Origin of the sequence: Sphingobacterium sp. HJSM2_6 (genome assembly GCF_049316305.1) — a bacterium.
Taxonomy (GTDB): domain Bacteria; phylum Bacteroidota; class Bacteroidia; order Sphingobacteriales; family Sphingobacteriaceae; genus Sphingobacterium.
The window spans coordinates 95,807-116,000 of record NZ_JBMOXB010000003.1; the positions used below are offsets into that span (position 1 = coordinate 95,807).

A 20,194-nucleotide genomic window follows, 5' to 3' on the forward strand; every position below is an offset into this window, starting at 1 on the left:
TTTACACTCGCTTAGCAGGTATGAATACCGTAACAATTATTGGGTAATTAAATCCACCATTCCTACAGCGTATAGCAATGGAATCCAAGGTTCGTTTCTCCGAATATGGTTCTTCAATTATTATTCTTTTTGAAAATGATTTATCGAAATGGGCATAAATCACTCGCTTAGCATTCCCTTCCCCCCTCTGGTTTAGCTTCTGCGTACTATCTTCATATTTGACATGATGAAAGGTATATTCAACTGCATGAGAAGCTAAAATAAAATTAAGCCCCAACAATATAAAAGTCAAGACATTCCCTAAAATAAAAAAATTATACACTAGGAATTCGAATGCACCTATCCATTTAGCATGTATCAAAGACTTAATGATAAAAGATAATGCAAAAGCGATTAAAAAACATCCAGCAAGATCATATAAGGGTACAATGGTCAATTGGATCAATCTAACATTTATCGCGGTTAAACCAATCGATGCAAAAAATAATAAATCTAATAAACCACTAGGATTCAAAACACAGCTTTTCATCACTTAAACTACCTAAATAAATAATAAACTTTTATTGAACGACCACTCCAATAGCAAGGCAAATATAATACAATAAATGTTTATATTTTACTTAAAAATAGACATTATTACTTAATAAATTATTTAAACAGCCTTATTGTTAATTTTACTTATGCAAATCATTGCTAACTTTTAATAGAGCTTCGTCATCTTTCCAGATTCATTTCAGATTGTGTATATAGAATTGTAATTTTAATTCACATGAAAATATTAATAGTTGAAGACGAAATAGAGATTGCAAGAAACATTCAAGAATATTTAGAGTCTGAAAACTTTAAAGTAGAATCTGCAAACAATTATCATTCTGCGTATCACAAACTTCTTCAATACCAGTACGACTGTGTTATTTTAGATTTAATGTTGCCGGGTGGTAGCGGTTTGGAACTGATCAAAACGATACGCAAGGAAAACAAAATTCAACCTATATTAATACTATCTGCGAAGGACTCCGTCGAAGATAAAGTGAAAGGCTTGGAACTTGGTGCTGAAGATTATCTATCAAAACCTTTTCATTTAGCCGAATTATTAGCCCGAGTTAAAGCCATTATACGTAGAAAATCATCAGCAGCAGATTTTATATTACGCTATAAAAGTTTAAGTTTAGATTTAGAAAATCGTTCCGTATATGTGGATCAGCATAACTTAATTCTAAACAGAAAAGAATTTGATATTCTATATTATTTAATGCTAAGACCAAATAGGTTATTAGAAAAGACTACATTAATTGAATCAGTCTGGGGCGATCATGCCGATCAGGTGGATAACCTTGATTTCATATACTCCCAGATCAAAAATATCAGAAAAAAATTGAAAGAGGTAAATGCAGATGTGGATCTACAATCGGTTTATGGTGTAGGATATAAATTAATCTAATGGCAATTTCAGTAAAATCGTATACCAACAGGCACCTAATGATTGCCATCTTGTTAATTATGGCCATATGGGCAGGCTTATTCTATGCTGTTTTAATGGATGAAGTCTATGATAATATCGATGATGGATTAAAAAACCAAAAAATAGAAATTATAAGGGAAGCCTATAACAATTCGGCGATTATAGATCAAAATAAAGTGTTTGGTATAAACCAATTTAGAATACTCCCTACCCAAGATCACAAGGATCTGGATAAAAATGTTTTTTCCCGCGAATTTATTTATATGCCTTATGATGAAGAGGAAGAACCTTATCGTATCCTAAAGACAGGATTCTATAGTCAAGATGGACTACCGTATTTATTAGAAATACGAACTTCCACGGTAGAGGAAGACGATTTTCTGATCAATCTAGCAATTTCATTAAGCATATTATACCTTGTAATTATCATTAGTATCATCATTATAAATCAAGTGGTGCTTACACGTATCTGGAAACCTTTCAAGGAAATATTAAGAAATCTAAGTGCATACCGATTTGCAGAGTCTAGTCCATACACCTACAAAAACACCCAAGTGATGGAATTTGATGAGTTGAACTTCAGAATCGAAGAAATGCTTCATAAAAACCAACTGGTATTCTTGAGCCAGAAGAAATTCATTGAAAATGCATCCCATGAATTGCAAACACCTTTAGCTATTACCATCGGAAAATTAGACCTTTTACTGCAAGATCCAACGTTACAAGAATCACAAATAAACAAATTAGCAGAAGCTAAACAAGGACTTCATCGAATGGTGAAGTTGAACAAATCCTTATTAATGTTATCTCGAATTGAAAACGACCAATATAAGGAAATTGAAAAGGTGAATTTTAATCAACTACTTCAACAACTAGTGGTTGATTTTGAAGATATTTTACAATTCAAAAATATTCAATTAAGCTTGAAAGAAGATGACACATTTGTAGTTGATTTTAACCATGACTTGGCTTTAATATTAATCTCAAATCTATTACGAAATGCCATTAGGTATAACAAAGATCCTGGAGAAATTGATATTCATATAAGTAAAAATGAAATAATTATCGCAAATCAAAGTTCTTCAGAAGCATTAAATCCAGATTATATTTTTGAAAGATTTTACAAAGGAAATCAAGATCCACAGGCTAATGGATTGGGATTATCCATTGTTCAATCGATTTTATTAAAATACCCAAACCTAAACTTAGATTATTCCTATGTAGCTGGCAAACATTATTTTCGAATAAAAAACACTTAAATACGATACGAAAGAGGAAATTCCCAATTCTTTCCAGCTTTATGCCTGAACTTTGTTTTATAATCAAGTACAAGCACATGAAAAATAAACTAACATTATCCTTGGTATTCGCTATTTCCTTATCCATTGGATTAAGCAAGGCTCAAGAAAAATTGATAGCCTATCAGCAGCTGCCACAGCCTGCGAAGAATTTTATTGAAAAGCAATTTAGCGATCTAAAGGTTTCTGTAATAAGCCTAGAAAAGGAATTATTACAAGGAAATACCTTTAACGTCTTATTTACCAACGGAACATCCTTAGAATTTGATAAAAAAGGAAATTGGACCGAATTGGATGGTAAAATGAATCCAATACCTGCGCAATTAATCCCCCCTACCATTGTGTCACATATTCAAAAAAGTTTCCCTAACAATCATATTGTTCAAATTAAAAAAGAAAAAACGGGTTATGAGGTGGAATTAACCAATGGAATTGACTTGAAATACAACCGAAAAGGAGAATTTATAAAAATTGATGACTAAATAAATTATTTTAACGATGAAAAAGTATATTTTAATTTTAAGCGCCCTAACTAGCATTTTATTATTCAGTATCGCCTGTGATAAAGAAACCATTATTCAGGAAGATCAATTACCTAAAAATGCTTCTGAATTTATTCAAATACATTTTGAAGGAACAACGATTGCACAAGTAGAAAAAGAAAAAGAAGGACTATCCTCCCATACCTATAATGTGATCTTAAAAAATGGAACAAAAATAAAATTTGATAAAAACGGAAATTGGTTAGAAGTCGATGCATTGGACGGTCAATCCATCGCTACGGACTTTATTCATACCGCAATTAAAACTTATTTAAACAGCAATTATAAGGATATAGCTGTACAAAGTATTGAAAAAGACAACAATAGATTTGAAGTAGAATTAGTGAATGGGTTAGATTTATTGTTCAATTTAGATGGCAATTTCATCCGCATTGACAACTAATAGGTAAATGTTAACTAGTTCTGAAAAGACAGCATCTATCTTTCTCAGAACTAGTTTTATTTACATACTATCTCCATGTGAATATTCGATTAATACAAATCCCTTAACCGCATTTTTACACCATTGCAAATGGATACCCTAAAATATTAACGCATTAGCTTGATAAATAAACCAAATAAGCAAGAAATTCATCAAGCGATCACTCCCTTTCCAAACGCATTAGTTAAGCTATTCATCCCGATTTAAAGTTTTCAACCTTTAGAAATCCTCCAGAAAACGACTGCCCTCTTCTTCTAAAAACTTCAGCCCCAAACCTGTCGATTTTGGTACTAAATCCAACGACCTGTTGATGTAAATAGACTAGTAAAGATATACTCTAAATGAAACAATGATAAACTTAATTATTTCCTAATAAATAATATTATTAAATACAATAACATTATATTATATTTGAGGCATGAAATTTTTACTACAGTTTGTAGCCATTCTAATCCATTAAAAAATTTATTAGAAATAGGTTCATAAACTGTGAACTAATGAGTTAACGTAATAGATTATTAACAAATCTTCAATAATGATATAAATTATTTACTCTTTATGCCATTCATATTATTTATATTATCCCTATTTACTTTCTTACCACTTACTGCATTTTTATTATACAACTGGTATTTAACAGAAGATTTAACCTGTGCAAAACACCTGATGCTGATTTGGATTTCCTTAATTATTTTTATTATCTTCCTAACCGTTTTAATTCGAGTGACTGGTAATAGTAATATCCTATTTCAAGACATCCCTGAGCAACTGATAAATATAGACTACTAAAAATTTTCTAACCGCCTATTTTTAAGGTATCTAAAGTTACATTCGGTAATTGACTCTAGCCATTTAGTAATTCCAATGTAATTTTAGTCGTTTATAATGGATCCCATTTTGAAACATAATAGTATAAGTATCCTTGTAAATTTTCTTAAATCACTTACACCTATCCGAATTCAAAACAAGAAAGTAAAATAAGCAATAACATTATTTTTCCATTTACTTTACACCTAGTGAATAGCCCATATTTACAGGTATTTATATAGTAGAATTCTATTTAGGAGCCTGCTGTTACCCGTAAAGATTCTAGCTTCCTACGATGGGGAACATTTCACATCGCAGACTTAAAAAAACGTTGGTACCATTTACCTTTCCTAATTAAATTCATCATTGCATTAGGCTTTAGTTAGTACATTCAATTGGTTCTTATTCTCCCTAAACTTGGACTATTTCGAATGTCCAAAGCAACTCCTTTGGACATTCCTCGGATTTTATCAAAGAAGATCCAAGGAATGTCCGATGAAGATCCGAAAGAGATCCATCGGAGATAAACATAAAATCTTCATTTGCTCAGATCCTCGGTGTACAAATGATATTTTATCTAAAAATGTAGTTACAACAGATTATTCGACTAAGAGTTCAAGACCGGAATCGTAAAGTAAAAGGTGCTTCCCAATCCTAATTCACTTTCAACACCAATCTTACCGTGTTGATTTTCAATAAATTCCTTAGAGATAGATAAACCTAAACCGGTACCTGCACGATGACTTCCAGGTATCTGAAAATAGCGGTCAAAAACTCGTTCTTTATAATGTTGATCAATGCCTTTACCATGATCCTGAACAATGAATTTCACTCCTTGAGGAAGTTTTTTCACCTGTACTGATATTTCAGAATTGATGGGTGAATATCGAATAGCATTGGTTATAAAATTGGTAAGTACCCAAGCTGTTTTTTCTTCATCCACATAAATTTTAGGCAATTCATCTTCTATCTCCGTAAGAATGTGAATTTGTTTTTGTTCCGCTTGCATACGTGTCGCATTGATCGCATAATTCACGATAGGCAATGGATCTACAAACTGAGAATACAATTTGATATTTCCAGTTTCCAACTGCGATATATTCAGCAATTCGCTGGTTATTTTCAATAGCCGAAGACTATCTTCCTGAATACCATCGATGAGGTTTTTTTGTTCGTCTGTTAAATCCCCTGTTCGATGATGTTTCAACACTTCTGCGCTCATTTGAATGGAGGCTATGGGTGTTTTTAATTCGTGGGATACCGTAGCAATAAAATTCGTTTTTGCCACATCCAATTCTTTAAAGCTCGTTACATTTTTCAGAACGATAACCGAACCGACAGATTGTGGTGCTAATTCAGCGGTAGGAATAATTTCCATAGGAATAACTTCTTTTTCAAAGTAACATTCCCGATTGTTAACGACTATCTTTAAACTTTGATTCCCAATCTCTTTTTTATAAATAATATCATGTATTAAATCATTCGTGGAAACTATTTCCTGCAGTGAAAGCTGTTTCATATCCACTCTTTTTAATCCGGCAATTTCCAAGGCTTCATTGTTTATAAAAACCAACTTGTTATGCTCATCTAATCCTAATACGGGGTTATGTATTGTATTTAACAGGGTCTCTACCCTTTTTTTCTCTTCTAGTATCAAGTCTAATTTACTGTTTGCATACTCTTCTAATTTTTCCGTCATGCTGTTAAAAGAATTTGCAAGTTCTTTAAACTCACTAGTTTCTTGAAAATGCAATCGTTGATTATAATTATGCTGCGCAACTTGTTTTATACTAGCTGTCAATTCTTTGATTGGATTAGCAATATTGGAAGGCATATTAACCAAAAGAACAAAAGCAATTAAAAAACACAAAGCACCAGTAATGGAAATCCAAACAAAAGCATCCTGAGCCGTTTCTTTAGCATGTTCACTTTTTTGAACTATAGCATCCATATTCACAGTCATAAGTTCAACCAGAACATTACGGAATGAAGCTTGCAACTCTTGATCGTTTGGAGTCTTTTTAAGGTTAAGGTAAATGGCCTCCAGTTTCTCGGTAACTGCCGATTCTCCAATTTCAGTTACATTTTGTTTTTGTTTTTTTAGGTTCGTTGCTAATCGCTGAATGGCGGTAGGATCCGAATCCAATTTCTCCGTAGCATCCAGTAAATTACGGCTATAAGCTAAAGAGTTATAGTTTGCTTTTAGCAGATGATCTGTATCATTTTTCAACACACTTACATATAAGGTACTGACTGCAGCAAGAAAGAATATCATGAAGCATAATAAACCTATGCCGAGGTACAATTTTGTTTTGATTTTCATGACAGAATAATTAAATCCACTTGAATTTTTTCTAATTTTTTAAGTAATCTTCTAAATATCCCCATCGAGAACAACATTCTAAAGAAAGGAAGGTACGGGCTCCCGATACATACGGTAGTAATATTCCTTAAAATAACCTGTTCAACAATATGAGCAGGGATATCTTTACCTTGAACCTGCAAAACCTCGGCCCCTAATTCTGTAGCCAATTTAAAATTATTTATTAAATATCGTTGTTTATCCAAGGCAATTTTATTTGCTGATTCCTTTGGGGTTTGTATGTATAAAACGAACCAATTAGCTTGATAATAACTAGCCAATCTAGCTGTCCTACGTATTAAATTTTTCGCTTTTTTTTCATTCGATCCTATGCAGACCATAAAACGTTCTGCTCGATATTTACGTTCCGAACCATTTTCACGTTCATGTTTTTTAGTGGCATGACCTGCCAATTCCTTCAATGCCAATTCTCTTAGCAGTAACAATTGATCAGATTTAAAGAAATTTTTTAAAGCACGTTCAATCTTGTCACTTTTATAAATTTTCCCTTCTTTCAATCGTTGAATTAAATCCTCTACACTGATATCGACAAAGATTAATTCATCTGCAATATGAAGAATCCGATCAGGAATTCGCTCTTGAACTTCTACAGATAACAAATCTCCAATTTCCGCCTGCAACCCTTCAACATGTTGAATGTTTACAGCCGAGATCACATTGATATTTGCATCCAATAATTCAAGTACATCTTGCCAACGTTTTTCATTTTTACTCCCTGGCACATTTGTATGTGCCAATTCATCGACAATAACTACATCTGGATGGAGTTGAATCACTTTGTCAACATCCATTTCTTCCAAGGCATTCCCTTTATAAAAAATAGTTTTACGAGGAATCACAGGCAAATCAGCAAGCATTCCAACAGTATCAATACGATCATGCGTTTCTATATAAGCTATTTGAACATCAATGCCATTGCGAATGAGGTTATGTGCTTCTTGCAGCATACGGTAGGTTTTACCTACTCCAGCACACATGCCTAAGTAAACCTTGAATTTACCTCTACGCGACTGCTTGATAAGTTCCAAAAAATGACCTGCCGATTTACGCTGTTCTTCCATCGATTCTTAAAATTTAAATCCTAACGAAGTTGTCAAATGATTGGATTGCTTTGTATTCGTGGCATCCAATTTCTCAAACACGGCTTGGTCTGCTTTTAAATAGCGGTATTCCGTTCGCCAAAATAATCCCGAATAGATCTGATAATCCAATCCTATGGATGCTCCCCATACATCCTGCATATTTTGAACAGCAGATCCAAAAATAACCGCATCCGTATCATTGAAATATTCTCCACGCAGATTGATTTTTAATTGATCTAAAATTGCATATCGCAGTTGTATCCCAGCATTCCACCAGGTATAATTTTTATCAAGTGCTGGTTGTTTCTGAAGACCATAATCCCAATTCAACACAGCTTCCAAGCTTGAACTTAAATTAAGCTGTGCATAGAAATCATGAAAGAATCGCAAGCTATCCTTACCCTCGTCTCCTACGTATATACTGCTGTTTAAAGTAATTCCTGCTGTAGGTTTGTATTGTATTTGTTGCCCATAAGCCAATCCCCGACTAGTATTTGGCAGTTGTATCCGTTGCCATCCATTTAAAGCCATCATTGCCAAGTACCAATTATTATTTGGACTCGAATAGGATAAACGTGCTCCAGTTTCAAAATATGGTGAATTTTCTGCTGATAAACTGCGAGTTAGACTGATATTATCTACAGAAACCGCACTTTCAGGGCCAATATGTGAGGGCAACACCCCCATATCCAGCCAGATTTGTTTCGTTTTTGATAATTTGAAACCTATGTTTGCCTCGTAGATATTTTTAAAAACTCCAGGTTCAGCAGCATAATTTGCATTCATGTAAGTCCCCACGCCTAGGCCTAAATTACTACGGATTTGATTATGTTCATAACTTGCCTTTATCAAGCCAAGATTAATTGCAATTTCATTACTGCGATTATGGCTATAGATGAAGCCTGGTTTAGCATGAGAAGATGGTCTATTGGGGTCGAAACTATAGTAACTTTCCAAATATCCTGTTATTTTGATTGGATTTTCTTTCGTTGAATCCAATTCTTGAGCTGTAGCTCCAAAACTGCAACCTACAAGTGTTGCTATCACTAACATATGAGTTTTCATCACTATTATTTTAAAGGTTTTAATTCATCTAAAGCAAGATTAAGTTCCAAAACATGAACTTTTTCAGGACCTAAGAATCCAAACAAAGGTTTTTCAATATGGGAATGAATCAGTTCGACAACTTGTTCGGCGTTCAAATTTCTTAACTTTGCAATTCGAGGAACTTGTACTTCCAATGCTGCCACGGATAAATGTGGATCCAGTCCACTTCCACTTGCTGTAATCAATTCTACCGGAATTTCAGACTGATTAACCGTAGGATTACGTTTTAGAAAATCCTGAATACGCTCTTCAATTTCTTTGATGTAATCTGGATTTGACACCGCTTTGTTACTAGCCCCTGAACCGGCCGCATTATAATTGACAGCAGATGGCCTAGACCAGAAATAATGATCGCTCGTAAAAGATTGTCCAATATGTTTGTAGTATGCTTTTCCATTCGCATTTAGCATTTGAGACTCCCCTTTATTAGGAGATAATTGTGCTATGGCGAATAACATGATGGGGTAAATACCCATTAATAGGATCAAACTTAATAGAGTAAGCTTGATAGCAGGGAGAAAATTCTTTTTCATGATTTAAAAAATTATAAAATCGCAGATAAGCATAAGTCTATGAGTTTGATTCCTATAAAAGGAACAATAAGTCCTCCTAGACCATAAATAAGTAAATTACGCCTTAATAAGCTAGATGCCCCCAATGGTTTATAGGCGACTCCTTTTAATGCTAATGGAATTAAAAGCGGAATGAGTAATGCATTAAAAATAATTGCGGAGAGAATAGCCGAGGTTGGACTATTTAAACCCATGATATTTAGAGGTGCTAAACTAGGAATAGTCAGCATGAATAAGGCTGGAATTATTGCAAAATACTTAGCTACATCATTAGCGATACTAAAAGTCGTTAGCGTTCCACGAGTCATCAGCAATTGCTTCCCTATTTCCACAATTTCAATCAATTTGGTTGGATCGTTATCTAAATCAACCATATTTCCAGCCTCTTTTGCGGCTTGAGTTCCACTATTCATCGCCACACCAACATCCGCTTGCGCCAGTGCTGGGGCATCATTTGTACCATCCCCCATCATAGCAACTAATTTTCCTTCCGCCTGTTCTTTACGGATATAGTTCATTTTATCTTCAGGCTTGGCTTCGGCAATAAAATCATCAACACCTGCGTTTTTTGCGATATAAGCAGCCGTTAATGGATTATCCCCAGTAACCATCACTGTTTTTATCCCCATTCTTCTCAATCGTGAAAAACGTTCTTGAATACCCGGTTTGATAATATCTTGCAATTCAACCACCCCAAGGATCACCTTATTTTCAGCAACAACCAATGGGGTACCCCCATTTTCTGATATGCTTTTTACTATGGTTAACACATCAACAGGAAATTCCTTACCCGCAGATTCCAACATTTTTTGTATTGCATCGGTAGCTCCTTTTCGAATTTGTCGATCCGGAAGGTCTAGGCCTGAAGATCTTGTTTCAGCGGAGAATTTCACTAATTTAGCTTGATCAAAAAAGGAGGGATTCCAAGTGATATTCGCTAATTCAACGATGGATTTTCCTTCTGGAGTTTCGTCATGCCAAGAACTTAAGGAGGCAACTTGTATAAAATGATCTACATCTTGTCCTTTTGCTACATGGAAGTGAGTAGCCTTGCGATTTCCAATGGTTATAGTTCCAGTTTTATCCAGTAATAAGACATCTATATCACCTGCAGTTTCAACGGCACGACCTGATTTGGTTAATACATTAGCCCTTAATGCTCTATCCATTCCTGCAATACCAATAGCAGATAGTAAACCACCAATCGTGGTGGGTACTAAACAAACAAATAGGGAGACAAAAGCAGCAATGCTAATACTAACTTGCGCATAATCTGCAAATGGTTTTAAACAAACGGTAACTAGAATAAACACCAAAGTAAATCCTGCCAACAAAATCGTTAAGGCAATCTCGTTTGGAGTTTTTTGTCTTTTCGCACCTTCCACTAAAGCGATCATCTTATCTAAAAAGCTTTCACCTGGACTGGTGGTTACTTTGACGATGATTTCATCGGAGAGTACTTTTGTTCCGCCAGTGACAGAACTGCGATCACCACCTGCTTCCCGAATTACGGGAGCCGATTCTCCAGTAATTGCACTTTCATCGATTGTGGCCAAACCTTTAATGATTTCCCCATCGGTAGGAATAATATCGCCTGTTTGGCAAATAAACTCATCCCCTTTCTTCAATTGTGATGAAGAGATAACAGATCCATTTACAAGCTTTGCGGGAGTTTCTTCCCTTGTTCTACGTAAACTATCCGCCTGAGATTTTCCCCTTGCCTCGGCTATTGCTTCAGCAAAATTTCCAAATAACAGTGTTAAAAGTAAAATAATAAAGACAATAAAATTATAGGCAAAGGAACCTTGCGATTGATCACCTAATAAAATGCTTACACAAACCCCTAACATTATAAAAGTGGTTATTTCTACAGTAAACATGACGGGATTACGAAGCATAATTTTAGGATTAAGCTTGACAAATGCTTGCATCAATGCAACCCTAAATAAACCTGCGTCGATCATAGAATTTTTAGATTTCATGTTCTTCAACAATTAACGTAAAGAAAAATATTCAGCAACTGGACCTAAGGTCAGTGCTGGAAAAAATGATAAGGCTGCGATAATAATAATAACCGCAAGAACCATCATACCAAAAGTCATGGTATCCGTTTTAAGGGTACCTGCACTTTCTGGGATATAGCGTTTAGCGCCTAAAATACCCGCAATAGCAACAGGACCAATAATTGGGATAAAACGGCCAAATAATAACACAATGCCTGTACTGATGTTCCAGAATACAGTATTATCTCCTAGCCCTTCAAACCCAGACCCATTATTGGCAGACGCTGAAGTAAATTCATACAGCAACTCTGAAAAACCATGAAATCCTGGATCATTAGTCGTAGCAGCTCCAAATGCAGGGAATGCTGCAGCTATAGCAGTGCCCACTAAGATGAGGAATGGATGGATTAAAGCCACCAACATAGCAATCTTCATTTCACGAGCTTCCACTTTCTTTCCTAAAAACTCAGGGGTTCTTCCGACCATCAAACCGCTAATAAAAACCGCTAGAATGATGAAAATAAAATAGTTTAATATACCGACACCACATCCGCCATAAAATGCATTAATCATCATGGCTAATAATTCATTCATCCCCGATAGAGGCATGGTACTATCGTGCATTGCATTTATGGAACCCGTAGAAATTACGGTAGTAACAATAGACCAAAAACCTGAAGCAGCAGCCCCAATACGGATTTCCTTACCTTCCATGGCACCAAGGTTATCTTGAACACCTAATGCGGCTAGCGTAGGACTACCTTTCACCTCCATCATGATATTGGGTATAGCTAAACATAAAAACCCAAGGGTCATGACCGTAAAAATGATCCAAGCCAACTTTTTGCGACGAATGAAATAGCCAAAAGCAAAAATCATCGCCAATGGAATTACTAGTTGGCCAATCATTTCCACCATATTAGTTAAGTAAGTAGGATTTTCTAAAGGATGTGCGGAATTCGTTCCAAAAAAACCACCGCCATTGGTACCTACATGCTTAATGGCAATAAACGCTGCAGCAGGTCCTCTGGAAACGGCCACTGTATCACCTTCTAACGTAATCATATTTCCCTTTCCTTCCATGGTCATGGGAGTGCCTTGAAAAATAAGAATACTCGCCACAATTAGGCATATGGGTAATAAAATTCGAGTGCAGGATTTTAATAAATAGGTGTAAAAATTACCCAATTGGTCGGTAGATTTGTCTCTAAAAGCACGAAATAGAACAACTGCAGCAGCCATTCCTGTAGCGGCTGACACAAATTGCAAATACATGAGAACCATTTGAGATAAATAAGAAACACCCGTTTCACCCGAATAATGCTGAAGATTGCAATTGACAACGAATGATATTGCGGTATTAAACGCCAAATCCGCACTCATGTTGGGATTTAAATCGGGATTGAAGGGTAAATGAATCTGAAACATTAACACCAGCATGGTGCCTACGAGCCAGATTAGATTAATACATAACAAAGCTTTCAAATGTTCCTTCCAGTTCATCTCGCGATGAGCATCGATGCCAGCCAGTTTAAAAATCAGGCGTTCTAAAGGAGCTAAGACAGGATCTAAAAACGTTTTATCACCAGCATAGACTTTAGCAATATATTTTCCTAAAGGAATAGCAATCCCAATGGCTAATAGAAACATCCAAACGATGCCCCATAATTCTGAATTTATCATCTTTTAATTATTAAAATTTTTCAGGATAAACAATCACATAACAGGTATATGCAAATACCAAAATGGCCAATACAAGCAGAACGATCATCATAATTAATTTTCTAAAATTGTTTTTATATACACTGGAGCTAATTCTTTGGGGAAGGAAGCTAGGTGCTTTCGAAGACTAGCTGGCGATTCACTAGCCGCCAAATGTTCCAAGAATTCATTTTCTATCGCATTTTTGGTGTGCAAAGAACCATTATAGTACAATAAGCCAATCACTTGCAAAGCTTCTTTAGCCAATTGCTGTTCCGCCTCATCGCCTTCAAAATGAAGCAAGCAATACGAAGCTACTTGCTTTAGAACATGATATTCGGACTGCTCCTCTTGTCCAGAATAACATTGTGGTATCCAAGCCTTCACCGTATTTAATATTTTACTTTCCATAGTCTATATTTGGTCAAAAAAGTCTATAGTTTTGAAAAATAAGGCAAAGCAAACGATGCCCAAGAAAAAGAGTAGTATGCTTAACATAACCAATTATTTAATGTGTTGAACGATATATACCTTCCTTAAGTTCCAAGGAAGTTGATTAATAATACTGTTCCATTGGTTTATGGAACAAAGGTGATCCATCCTTGCTAGGCAATGCATGAATAAGTATTCAATATTTTGTTTAATGAGTAGATCTCCTTTTTCATAGAGGTTACTCACACAAACTAATAGTCGTTTGACATAGCGAAAGTTTTTACGTAAACATAATTCGCGCATGTAGCTAACTATCACCTGCAAAATTGCGGGTACTTCACTTGTTGATTTTAATTGCTTCAATTGAGGGGATAATTTTCGAATATGTTTTCGGACATATTTCGCCATTTCAGAAGCTGTTATATTTTCCATATTTAAAATAAGTTTGGTTGGGGATGCCAAAACGTATTCCATAAGGACAAATTCATTCGTAAAAACCTGTTTAACAGCTTGTTATGTCAAATAAGCAAACTGTAGTTAAAAAAAAAAGCCTATCATTTTGATAGGCTCATTTTCATTTTGATAGGGTTGCTATAATTTATACTCTTCGATTTTTCGGTACAAAGTTGCGACTCCAATTCCTAACAATCGAGCCGCTTCCGCTTTATTACCATGCGTATACGCTAATACTTTAGTAATATGATTTCTCTCCATCTCATGCAAAGCATATACCTTTCCTGACGACACTATACTAACCGCTTGTTCTGGTTCAAAGGGAAGTGCTGTAGAATCTAAAGTTTGATTGTCCATGACAATTAAACTACGCTCAATAACATTTTTCAGTTCCCGAATATTCCCTTTCCATGGTCGATTCGTTAATTCTTCCAAGTATTCCTGATCAACCGCAGGTTTTTTGAGATTCATCCTAGCCGCCAATAATTCTACAAAATGTTCAATTAACAAAGGAATATCCGTAACTCGATCTCTTAAAGGAGGTAAATTGATACTGAAAACTGAAAGTCGATAATATAAATCTGCACGAAATAATCCTTCCTCCGACTCTTGTAAAAGATTTCTATTGGTTGCTGCTAGGATACGGACATTAATTTTACTCGCTTTGCTATCACCTACTTTATAAAATTCACCAGTTTCCAATACCCGAAGTAGCTTCGCTTGAAGCGCTATGGGCATTTCACCAATTTCATCTAAAAATAAAGTTCCTCCATTAGCTTCTTCGAATAGGCCTTTTTTATCTTTCAACGCACTTGTGAAAGCTCCTGCCAAATGGCCAAAAAGCTCGGATTCTAATAAATCTTTACTGATTGCCGCACAGTTCAAGGCCACAAAACTTTTATGCTTTCTCGGACTACTGTAATGGATAGCTTGAGCAAAAACTTCTTTTCCTGTACCAGTCTCCCCTAATAATAAAACAGTGGTATCGGTTTGAGCAACTTTTCTTCCGAGCTGAATAGCATCCATTATAGGTTTGGACTTGCCAATGATTTGATCAAATGAATACTGTTTGTTGACTTGGTTTTCTAAGGAATATAATCTTTTAGCCAAGTTCACCTTATCAAAAGCTTTATGAAGTAAAGGAATTATTTTGTGGTTATCATCCCCTTTGGTAATGTAATCATACGCACCATTTTTTATGGCTTGTACACCATCTGCAATCTGCCCATAGGCCGTCATTAATAGTACTTCGGAAAGTGGTTGTAACTCTTTTATTTTAAGCACAAAATCAACTCCATTCCCATCAGGTAATTTAACATCGCAAATAATTACATCAAAATCTTTCTGTTTTAATAATTGTAAAGCAGCTTTAAGTTCAGGAGCTTGACTAATAGCTAAGTTTTCCCATTCCAATTGAATGATACGTGCTATTAATTGCCTGAGTTTATCTTCATCATCGATTATCAATAATTTCATAGAAGAGTTTTCTTATTCATTTATTAAACGAATTTAGGAATAGTATGATGAGTTCAAAGAAATTTATCACCTAAACAAAAAATAGGCCACCCAAGGGTAGCCTATTCGTATATTCTAAAATTAAGATTAGCTCAAATTATAAGCCAACCGCATTTGCCTCTGTCGTATCCGATTCAGGTGCTTGATCGATAAGCTCCATAAATTGATCTAATTTAGGGGTAATAATAATCTGTGTTCTTCTATTTCTAGCTTTTCCATCTGGACTGCTGTTATTGGTGATTGGGTTATACTCTCCACGTCCACCAGCAGTAAGACGTTTAGGATCTACAGCATAGGTGTTTTGTAAAGCTTGTACTACCGAAGATGCTCTTAAGGTACTTAAGTCCCAATTATTACGAATATTTGGTTTAGAAATTGGATCTGAATCCGTATTACCTTCTATCAAGACATCGTAATCTTTATAATCTTGAATAATCTTCGCAATCTTAGACAGCGTCTCTCCTGCTTTTTCAGATATTTCATAACTACCCGACTTGTATAGCATATTATCCGATAAAGAGATATATACAACACCTTTTAACACTTTAACGTCGACATCTTTCAATTCTTCTCTACTTAATGAGCGTGTAAGGTTATTGGTTAACACGACATTCAATGAATCGCTTTTAGCTTTTGTATTCACTAAGTGTTGGATATATTTATTGGATGCATTTATTTCATCAACCAATTTAGAAATATTGGCATTTCCTTGGGAATTTTGGCTAATACTATTATCCAAAGTACCTTGCAGTTTTGCCAATGCTTCACGTAAGTTTTGATTGTTTTTACGTTCCTGTTCTAACTGATCTTCCAAACTCTTCACTCGAGCTCTGCTCTCCGCCAAATCAACCTGTCCTTTTTGATATAGCGTTCCTAAATCTTTATATTGGGTTTCTAAAGCTAAATACGTCTTCTTACTTACACCACATGCAGAGACAAAAATAAGCGATAGGAGCATCATTGGAATATTTATTCTTTTTACCATAAAACCTGTTTTTTAAATTGTTCAATTAAATACAAAGTTATATAAAAGCAATTCCAAAAGCTGTTAAGAAATATTAAAAAAATCAGGGAATAATTCGATAATTAGGAAAAAAAAGAAGGCTTGAGATTGGGGAAATCTCAAGCCTTAACTAACCAATTATTAACCTAAATTATGAATACTATCTAATAATCAAATGCTATACCAACTTTGTAAAAAACAAGTTTTGATTAACAATATTTAACAATCACTAGCAATAACTCATCAATTAATGATACTTTTGACCCATGGATCAAATTAAAAAGTATATAGACAATTTAGGAATCTCTTCTTTAAATGCTATGCAAGAAGAAGTTAATGCGCAATTTGACAGTGCTAGAGATTTTATTTTATTGTCTCCAACAGGATCAGGGAAAACGTTAGCCTTTTCAATACTCTTATTGAAACTGTTAAAAAATTATCCCAAAACTATTGGTTCTGCATTAATTTTAGTTCCAACAAGGGAGCTGGCCTTGCAAATCGAATCAGTGATTAAAAAAATGGACAATACCATTTCTATGGTTTGTTTATATGGTGGTAACAACAGTAAATTAGAGAAAAACAAAATAAAAGAGGGTCCACAAGTAATCGTGGCAACTCCAGGAAGACTAATATATCACTTAGAACGGGAGCCTGGTTTATTACAGCATACCCATACCTTGGTTTTGGATGAGTTTGACAAATCCCTGGAATTGGGTTTCTATGATCAGATTTCTTATATCATTCACGCTTGTAGAGATATTAAACATAAAATATTAACTTCAGCAACCGATGTTACCGATAAACCGGAATTTGTAAAACTAAATAACCCTATTAAATTAGATTTTTTAGAAAAAACGGCTTTAATCCCTAACCTTAATTATTTTAGAGTAAATAGCAGTACAAAATTAAAATTAGAGCAGCTATTTAAACTAATCTGTAAAATTGGGGCCGAACGAATATTGGTGTTTTGCAATCACCGCGAAGCTACCGAACACGTTTCCAGCCTATTAGAATCGAAAGGAATTGATAGTATACCATATCATGGAGGTTTAGATCAGTATTTTAGAGAATTAGCCATTACTAAAATAAAAAATGGATCTCAGTTAATTTTAATTACCACAGATTTAGCGTCCCGTGGTTTGGATATTCCCGACATGAACCATGTTATCCATTATCAATTTCCATATAAACAAGAGGATTTTATTCATCGTAATGGCCGATCTGGAAGAAATCAGCAGGAGGGTAATGTTTATTCCGTAATCGCTGAAGGAGATCGTTGTCCTGAATATTATGAACATGTAGAAGAATTGGAATTGGATGAGTTCTATCCCTTACCTCCTCTACCGGCTTATCAAACGATCCGATTTACAGCGGGTAAGAAACAAAAAATCAACAAGATAGACATCGTTGGATTTATCTTTTCATTAGGTACTTATCAAAAATCAGATGTGGGTATGGTTGAAGTAAAAGCCTTTGACAGCTATGTTGCTGTAAACAGAAGTATAGCGAGAGAAATCGTAAAATTGGGTAATAATGCAAAAATTAAAGGCCAAAAAGTGAGACTTAGTCTGATTTAAGGTCTTTAATATATTTCAAAATTATGGGGGGCACAAGGGTGGAAATATCGCCATTATTTTTCCATATATCGCGAACAATGGTCGAAGATATGTGGGCGATTCCGCTCCTGCTCATCAAAAAATAACTTTCCACTTGTGCTGCAAGAATCAAATTGTTTTGTGCAATAATACTCTCGTAGTCCAAATCGGTCCCGTTCCGCAATCCTCTTAAAATAACCTGAGCTTGAACCTTAGCACAAAAGTCAACGGTTAAACCTTGATAGGCTTGGACTTCGATTTTTGAATTCTCCGCAAATAATGCAGCTATGGATTTCAATTTGGTATCCACATCAAATAAACCCACCTTAGCACTGTTTATCCCTATTGCTATGTATATTTTATCAAATAATGGTAGTGCTCTTTCAATTAAATCTAAGTGAGCAATAGTGAATGGATCGAATGACCCAGGAAATACAGCTACTTTCATATTTTATTTATTGGAATATATACTAAACGATGAATTTCCGTAGACCCTACACTCTAAAAACTGAGGATGGTCCATCATTTTTCTGCTGGATGGGTGTTCTACGATTAACAAACCACCCAAAGTAAGTAAATTATTGTTAAAAATGAATTGAGGTAATTGAGGCAATTGCCCAATGTCATATGGTGGATCAGCGAAAATTAAATCATAAGGTGCTTTTACGGAATTTATGAATTTAAATACATCAGCTTTTCTAGTTTTTATTTGATCAAGATTAAGCTTTTTGGCTGTTTCACTAATGTATTGAACACATTTGCCATGTAAATCAATGCTATCGACCGATTTAGCTCCTCTTGATGCTAACTCAAAAGAAATATTACCTGTTCCAGCAAATAGATCTAAACAGGTTAATCCATCAAAATCAATTCGATTATTCAGAATATTAAATAAAGCTTCTTTAGCGATATCCGTTGTTGGTCTTACGGGTAAATTTTGTGGTGGATTTAAACGTAAACCGGCTGCTTTTCCTCCTATGATGCGCATGTAGGTAGATCTAAGATATAGCTGGTCGTAACATTTTTTGACAGTTCTGCAATATCCGGTATGGATTGATTGGATTGAATAAAGATTAATTCATGAGCAAAACTAGCGAGTTGTGTTGCGAAGTCCTTTTGATGATTTGCATTCGCATATAACACTTTAGAAACTAATCCTTTAACCCCGAACATATCAAATAAATTCAGTATAAAATAATTAAGATCTTCTTCTGTTAAGATTTCAAAACTATTATAAAATTTAAAATGACCATTAATAAATAAAAAGAGGTCTGTAGAATGCTCATTGACAAGCACGCCTAACACTTCCCCTTGCAATGGAATATGTGGTCTAGCTAATTGGAAGTTTAGTTTAAACTCAGGAATAAATTGAGCTTCAGGGAATAAAGACCTCCACTGCTGTTCCAAAAGTGCATCGTATTGAAATAAAGCCTTAATTCCTAAAAAATCAATAGAGGTAACTTTGGCTGGTAAAACCGGATTACTCATAAAGTCCTGGTATTCAATTAGGTCATCAGCATTGTATAATTCATCGGGTATAAATGTCAGGTTTTGATAGGGAATACTGATGTATACTTGCTGAAAAGGAAGACTTAATAATTTTAAAGCGGCATCGGAAGGATTCGCTTGATCATAATTCATATACAGCAAGACTTGTTTATCCTCTGATAATACATAAATGATGTCATTTTGGTAACTAGCCTTGATAACTAACTTGTACTGAGCGATATAGTGTAAATGAAATTGTGTTGATGTAAAATCCATGCTTTGCAGATGCTTTTATGACAAAATTAGTTT

The 20,194-nt window shown here is 34.8% G+C and carries 20 protein-coding genes; 6 read left to right on the forward strand and 14 right to left on the reverse strand.

Translation table 11 applies throughout. The annotated features are described in order from the left end of the window. Position 1: 1 nt before the first annotated feature. Positions 2 to 529, reverse strand: a complete 528-nt coding sequence (locus ACFRAE_RS04175) for a hypothetical protein (RefSeq protein ID WP_422795865.1) — start codon at positions 527 to 529, stop codon at positions 2 to 4. 240 nt (positions 530 to 769) lie between these two features. Between ACFRAE_RS04175 and ACFRAE_RS04180 the strand changes: the two genes are divergently transcribed. From ACFRAE_RS04180 to ACFRAE_RS04200, 5 genes are all read left to right on the forward strand, one after another. Further along, positions 770 to 1,441: a response regulator transcription factor gene (locus tag ACFRAE_RS04180; RefSeq protein WP_422795866.1), complete on the forward strand. Its 672-nt coding sequence runs from the start codon at positions 770 to 772 to the stop codon at positions 1,439 to 1,441. Further along, positions 1,441 to 2,721 carry a sensor histidine kinase gene (locus tag ACFRAE_RS04185; protein WP_422795867.1) on the forward strand — a complete coding sequence of 427 codons (1,281 nt, stop codon included), beginning with the start codon at positions 1,441 to 1,443 and terminating at the stop codon, positions 2,719 to 2,721. The genes ACFRAE_RS04180 and ACFRAE_RS04185 overlap by 1 nt, the downstream gene beginning before the upstream one ends. Positions 2,722 to 2,798: 77 nt before the next feature. After that, positions 2,799 to 3,242, forward strand: a complete 444-nt coding sequence (locus ACFRAE_RS04190; protein ID WP_422795868.1) for a PepSY-like domain-containing protein — start codon at positions 2,799 to 2,801, stop codon at positions 3,240 to 3,242. Between the two features lie 16 nt (positions 3,243 to 3,258). Then, on the forward strand, positions 3,259 to 3,705 hold the full coding sequence (locus tag ACFRAE_RS04195; RefSeq protein WP_422795869.1) for a PepSY-like domain-containing protein: 447 nt from the start codon (positions 3,259 to 3,261) through the stop codon (positions 3,703 to 3,705). A 597-nt stretch (positions 3,706 to 4,302) separates the two neighbouring features. After that, a complete protein-coding gene (locus ACFRAE_RS04200) occupies positions 4,303 to 4,533 on the forward strand; it encodes a hypothetical protein (protein ID WP_422795870.1) in 231 nt (76 codons plus the stop codon). Positions 4,534 to 5,158: 625 nt separating this feature from the next. Here the strand turns inward: ACFRAE_RS04200 and ACFRAE_RS04205 are convergent. The 10 genes from ACFRAE_RS04205 to ACFRAE_RS04250 all read right to left on the reverse strand — a co-directional run bounded on the left by ACFRAE_RS04205 (position 5,159) and on the right by ACFRAE_RS04250 (position 16,784). Continuing rightward, on the reverse strand, positions 5,159 to 6,874 hold the full coding sequence (locus ACFRAE_RS04205; RefSeq protein ID WP_422795871.1) for a HAMP domain-containing sensor histidine kinase: 1,716 nt from the start codon (positions 6,872 to 6,874) through the stop codon (positions 5,159 to 5,161). After that, the gene (locus ACFRAE_RS04210; RefSeq protein WP_422795872.1) at positions 6,871 to 7,995 is read right to left on the reverse strand and encodes a sensor protein KdpD; all 1,125 of its coding nucleotides are present in this window, start codon (positions 7,993 to 7,995) and stop codon (positions 6,871 to 6,873) included. The genes ACFRAE_RS04205 and ACFRAE_RS04210 overlap by 4 nt, the downstream gene beginning before the upstream one ends. Positions 7,996 to 8,001: 6 nt before the next feature. After that, positions 8,002 to 9,081, reverse strand: a complete 1,080-nt coding sequence (locus tag ACFRAE_RS04215) for a porin (protein ID WP_422795873.1) — start codon at positions 9,079 to 9,081, stop codon at positions 8,002 to 8,004. 5 nt (positions 9,082 to 9,086) lie between these two features. Then, positions 9,087 to 9,656: a potassium-transporting ATPase subunit KdpC gene (gene kdpC / locus ACFRAE_RS04220; RefSeq protein ID WP_422795874.1), complete on the reverse strand. Its 570-nt coding sequence runs from the start codon at positions 9,654 to 9,656 to the stop codon at positions 9,087 to 9,089. A gap of 11 nt (positions 9,657 to 9,667) precedes the next feature. Next, positions 9,668 to 11,677: a potassium-transporting ATPase subunit KdpB gene (kdpB, locus tag ACFRAE_RS04225; RefSeq protein WP_422795875.1), complete on the reverse strand. Its 2,010-nt coding sequence runs from the start codon at positions 11,675 to 11,677 to the stop codon at positions 9,668 to 9,670. Positions 11,678 to 11,689: 12 nt separating this feature from the next. Then, a complete protein-coding gene (gene kdpA, locus ACFRAE_RS04230; RefSeq protein ID WP_422796002.1) occupies positions 11,690 to 13,378 on the reverse strand; it encodes a potassium-transporting ATPase subunit KdpA in 1,689 nt (562 codons plus the stop codon). Between the two features lie 96 nt (positions 13,379 to 13,474). After that, entirely contained in the window at positions 13,475 to 13,810 is a 336-nt protein-coding gene (locus ACFRAE_RS04235; RefSeq protein WP_422795876.1) for a DUF7674 family protein, read from the reverse strand. A gap of 93 nt (positions 13,811 to 13,903) precedes the next feature. After that, positions 13,904 to 14,263, reverse strand: coding sequence for a DUF7674 family protein (locus ACFRAE_RS04240; RefSeq protein ID WP_422795877.1), 360 nt, complete (start codon positions 14,261 to 14,263; stop codon positions 13,904 to 13,906). A gap of 159 nt (positions 14,264 to 14,422) precedes the next feature. Next, positions 14,423 to 15,760 (reverse strand): sigma-54-dependent transcriptional regulator, encoded by a 1,338-nt coding sequence (locus ACFRAE_RS04245; RefSeq protein ID WP_422795878.1) that lies wholly within the window; start codon positions 15,758 to 15,760, stop codon positions 14,423 to 14,425. A gap of 136 nt (positions 15,761 to 15,896) precedes the next feature. Next, on the reverse strand, positions 15,897 to 16,784 hold the full coding sequence (locus ACFRAE_RS04250; RefSeq protein WP_422795879.1) for an OmpA family protein: 888 nt from the start codon (positions 16,782 to 16,784) through the stop codon (positions 15,897 to 15,899). Positions 16,785 to 17,068: 284 nt separating this feature from the next. Between ACFRAE_RS04250 and ACFRAE_RS04255 the strand changes: the two genes are divergently transcribed. After that, positions 17,069 to 18,379 carry a DEAD/DEAH box helicase gene (locus ACFRAE_RS04255; protein ID WP_422795880.1) on the forward strand — a complete coding sequence of 437 codons (1,311 nt, stop codon included), beginning with the start codon at positions 17,069 to 17,071 and terminating at the stop codon, positions 18,377 to 18,379. Here the strand turns inward: ACFRAE_RS04255 and coaD are convergent. From coaD to ACFRAE_RS04270, 3 genes are read right to left on the reverse strand one after another with little or no spacing between them, the layout of a single operon-like run. After that, a complete protein-coding gene (coaD, locus tag ACFRAE_RS04260) occupies positions 18,366 to 18,845 on the reverse strand; it encodes a pantetheine-phosphate adenylyltransferase (protein WP_422795881.1) in 480 nt (159 codons plus the stop codon). The genes ACFRAE_RS04255 and coaD overlap by 14 nt on opposite strands. A 3-nt stretch (positions 18,846 to 18,848) precedes the next feature. Further along, on the reverse strand, positions 18,849 to 19,385 hold the full coding sequence (locus ACFRAE_RS04265; protein WP_422795882.1) for an RsmD family RNA methyltransferase: 537 nt from the start codon (positions 19,383 to 19,385) through the stop codon (positions 18,849 to 18,851). Further along, the gene (locus ACFRAE_RS04270) at positions 19,373 to 20,161 is read right to left on the reverse strand and encodes a DUF3822 family protein (RefSeq protein ID WP_422795883.1); all 789 of its coding nucleotides are present in this window, start codon (positions 20,159 to 20,161) and stop codon (positions 19,373 to 19,375) included. The genes ACFRAE_RS04265 and ACFRAE_RS04270 overlap by 13 nt, the downstream gene beginning before the upstream one ends. Positions 20,162 to 20,194 lie beyond the last annotated feature (33 nt).

What these genes read in the sequence shown, in the direction of transcription:
- ACFRAE_RS04195 (WP_422795869.1), top strand. Translation starts at nt 3,259, where the DNA reads ATGAAAAAGTATATTTTAATTTTAAGCGCCCTAACTAGCATTTTATTA.
- ACFRAE_RS04210 (WP_422795872.1), bottom strand. Translation starts at nt 7,995, where the DNA reads ATGGAAGAACAGCGTAAATCGGCAGGTCATTTTTTGGAACTTATCAAG.
- ACFRAE_RS04185 (WP_422795867.1), top strand. Translation starts at nt 1,441, where the DNA reads ATGGCAATTTCAGTAAAATCGTATACCAACAGGCACCTAATGATTGCC.
- kdpB (WP_422795875.1), bottom strand. Translation starts at nt 11,677, where the DNA reads ATGAAATCTAAAAATTCTATGATCGACGCAGGTTTATTTAGGGTTGCA.
- ACFRAE_RS04235 (WP_422795876.1), bottom strand. Translation starts at nt 13,810, where the DNA reads ATGGAAAGTAAAATATTAAATACGGTGAAGGCTTGGATACCACAATGT.
- kdpC (WP_422795874.1), bottom strand. Translation starts at nt 9,656, where the DNA reads ATGAAAAAGAATTTTCTCCCTGCTATCAAGCTTACTCTATTAAGTTTG.
- ACFRAE_RS04240 (WP_422795877.1), bottom strand. Translation starts at nt 14,263, where the DNA reads ATGGAAAATATAACAGCTTCTGAAATGGCGAAATATGTCCGAAAACAT.
- ACFRAE_RS04215 (WP_422795873.1), bottom strand. Translation starts at nt 9,081, where the DNA reads ATGAAAACTCATATGTTAGTGATAGCAACACTTGTAGGTTGCAGTTTT.
- coaD (WP_422795881.1), bottom strand. Translation starts at nt 18,845, where the DNA reads ATGAAAGTAGCTGTATTTCCTGGGTCATTCGATCCATTCACTATTGCT.
- ACFRAE_RS04180 (WP_422795866.1), top strand. Translation starts at nt 770, where the DNA reads ATGAAAATATTAATAGTTGAAGACGAAATAGAGATTGCAAGAAACATT.
- ACFRAE_RS04270 (WP_422795883.1), bottom strand. Translation starts at nt 20,161, where the DNA reads ATGGATTTTACATCAACACAATTTCATTTACACTATATCGCTCAGTAC.
- ACFRAE_RS04205 (WP_422795871.1), bottom strand. Translation starts at nt 6,874, where the DNA reads ATGAAAATCAAAACAAAATTGTACCTCGGCATAGGTTTATTATGCTTC.
- ACFRAE_RS04175 (WP_422795865.1), bottom strand. Translation starts at nt 529, where the DNA reads ATGAAAAGCTGTGTTTTGAATCCTAGTGGTTTATTAGATTTATTATTT.
- ACFRAE_RS04245 (WP_422795878.1), bottom strand. Translation starts at nt 15,760, where the DNA reads ATGAAATTATTGATAATCGATGATGAAGATAAACTCAGGCAATTAATA.
- ACFRAE_RS04190 (WP_422795868.1), top strand. Translation starts at nt 2,799, where the DNA reads ATGAAAAATAAACTAACATTATCCTTGGTATTCGCTATTTCCTTATCC.
- ACFRAE_RS04250 (WP_422795879.1), bottom strand. Translation starts at nt 16,784, where the DNA reads ATGGTAAAAAGAATAAATATTCCAATGATGCTCCTATCGCTTATTTTT.
- ACFRAE_RS04200 (WP_422795870.1), top strand. Translation starts at nt 4,303, where the DNA reads ATGCCATTCATATTATTTATATTATCCCTATTTACTTTCTTACCACTT.
- ACFRAE_RS04255 (WP_422795880.1), top strand. Translation starts at nt 17,069, where the DNA reads ATGGATCAAATTAAAAAGTATATAGACAATTTAGGAATCTCTTCTTTA.
- ACFRAE_RS04265 (WP_422795882.1), bottom strand. Translation starts at nt 19,385, where the DNA reads ATGCGCATCATAGGAGGAAAAGCAGCCGGTTTACGTTTAAATCCACCA.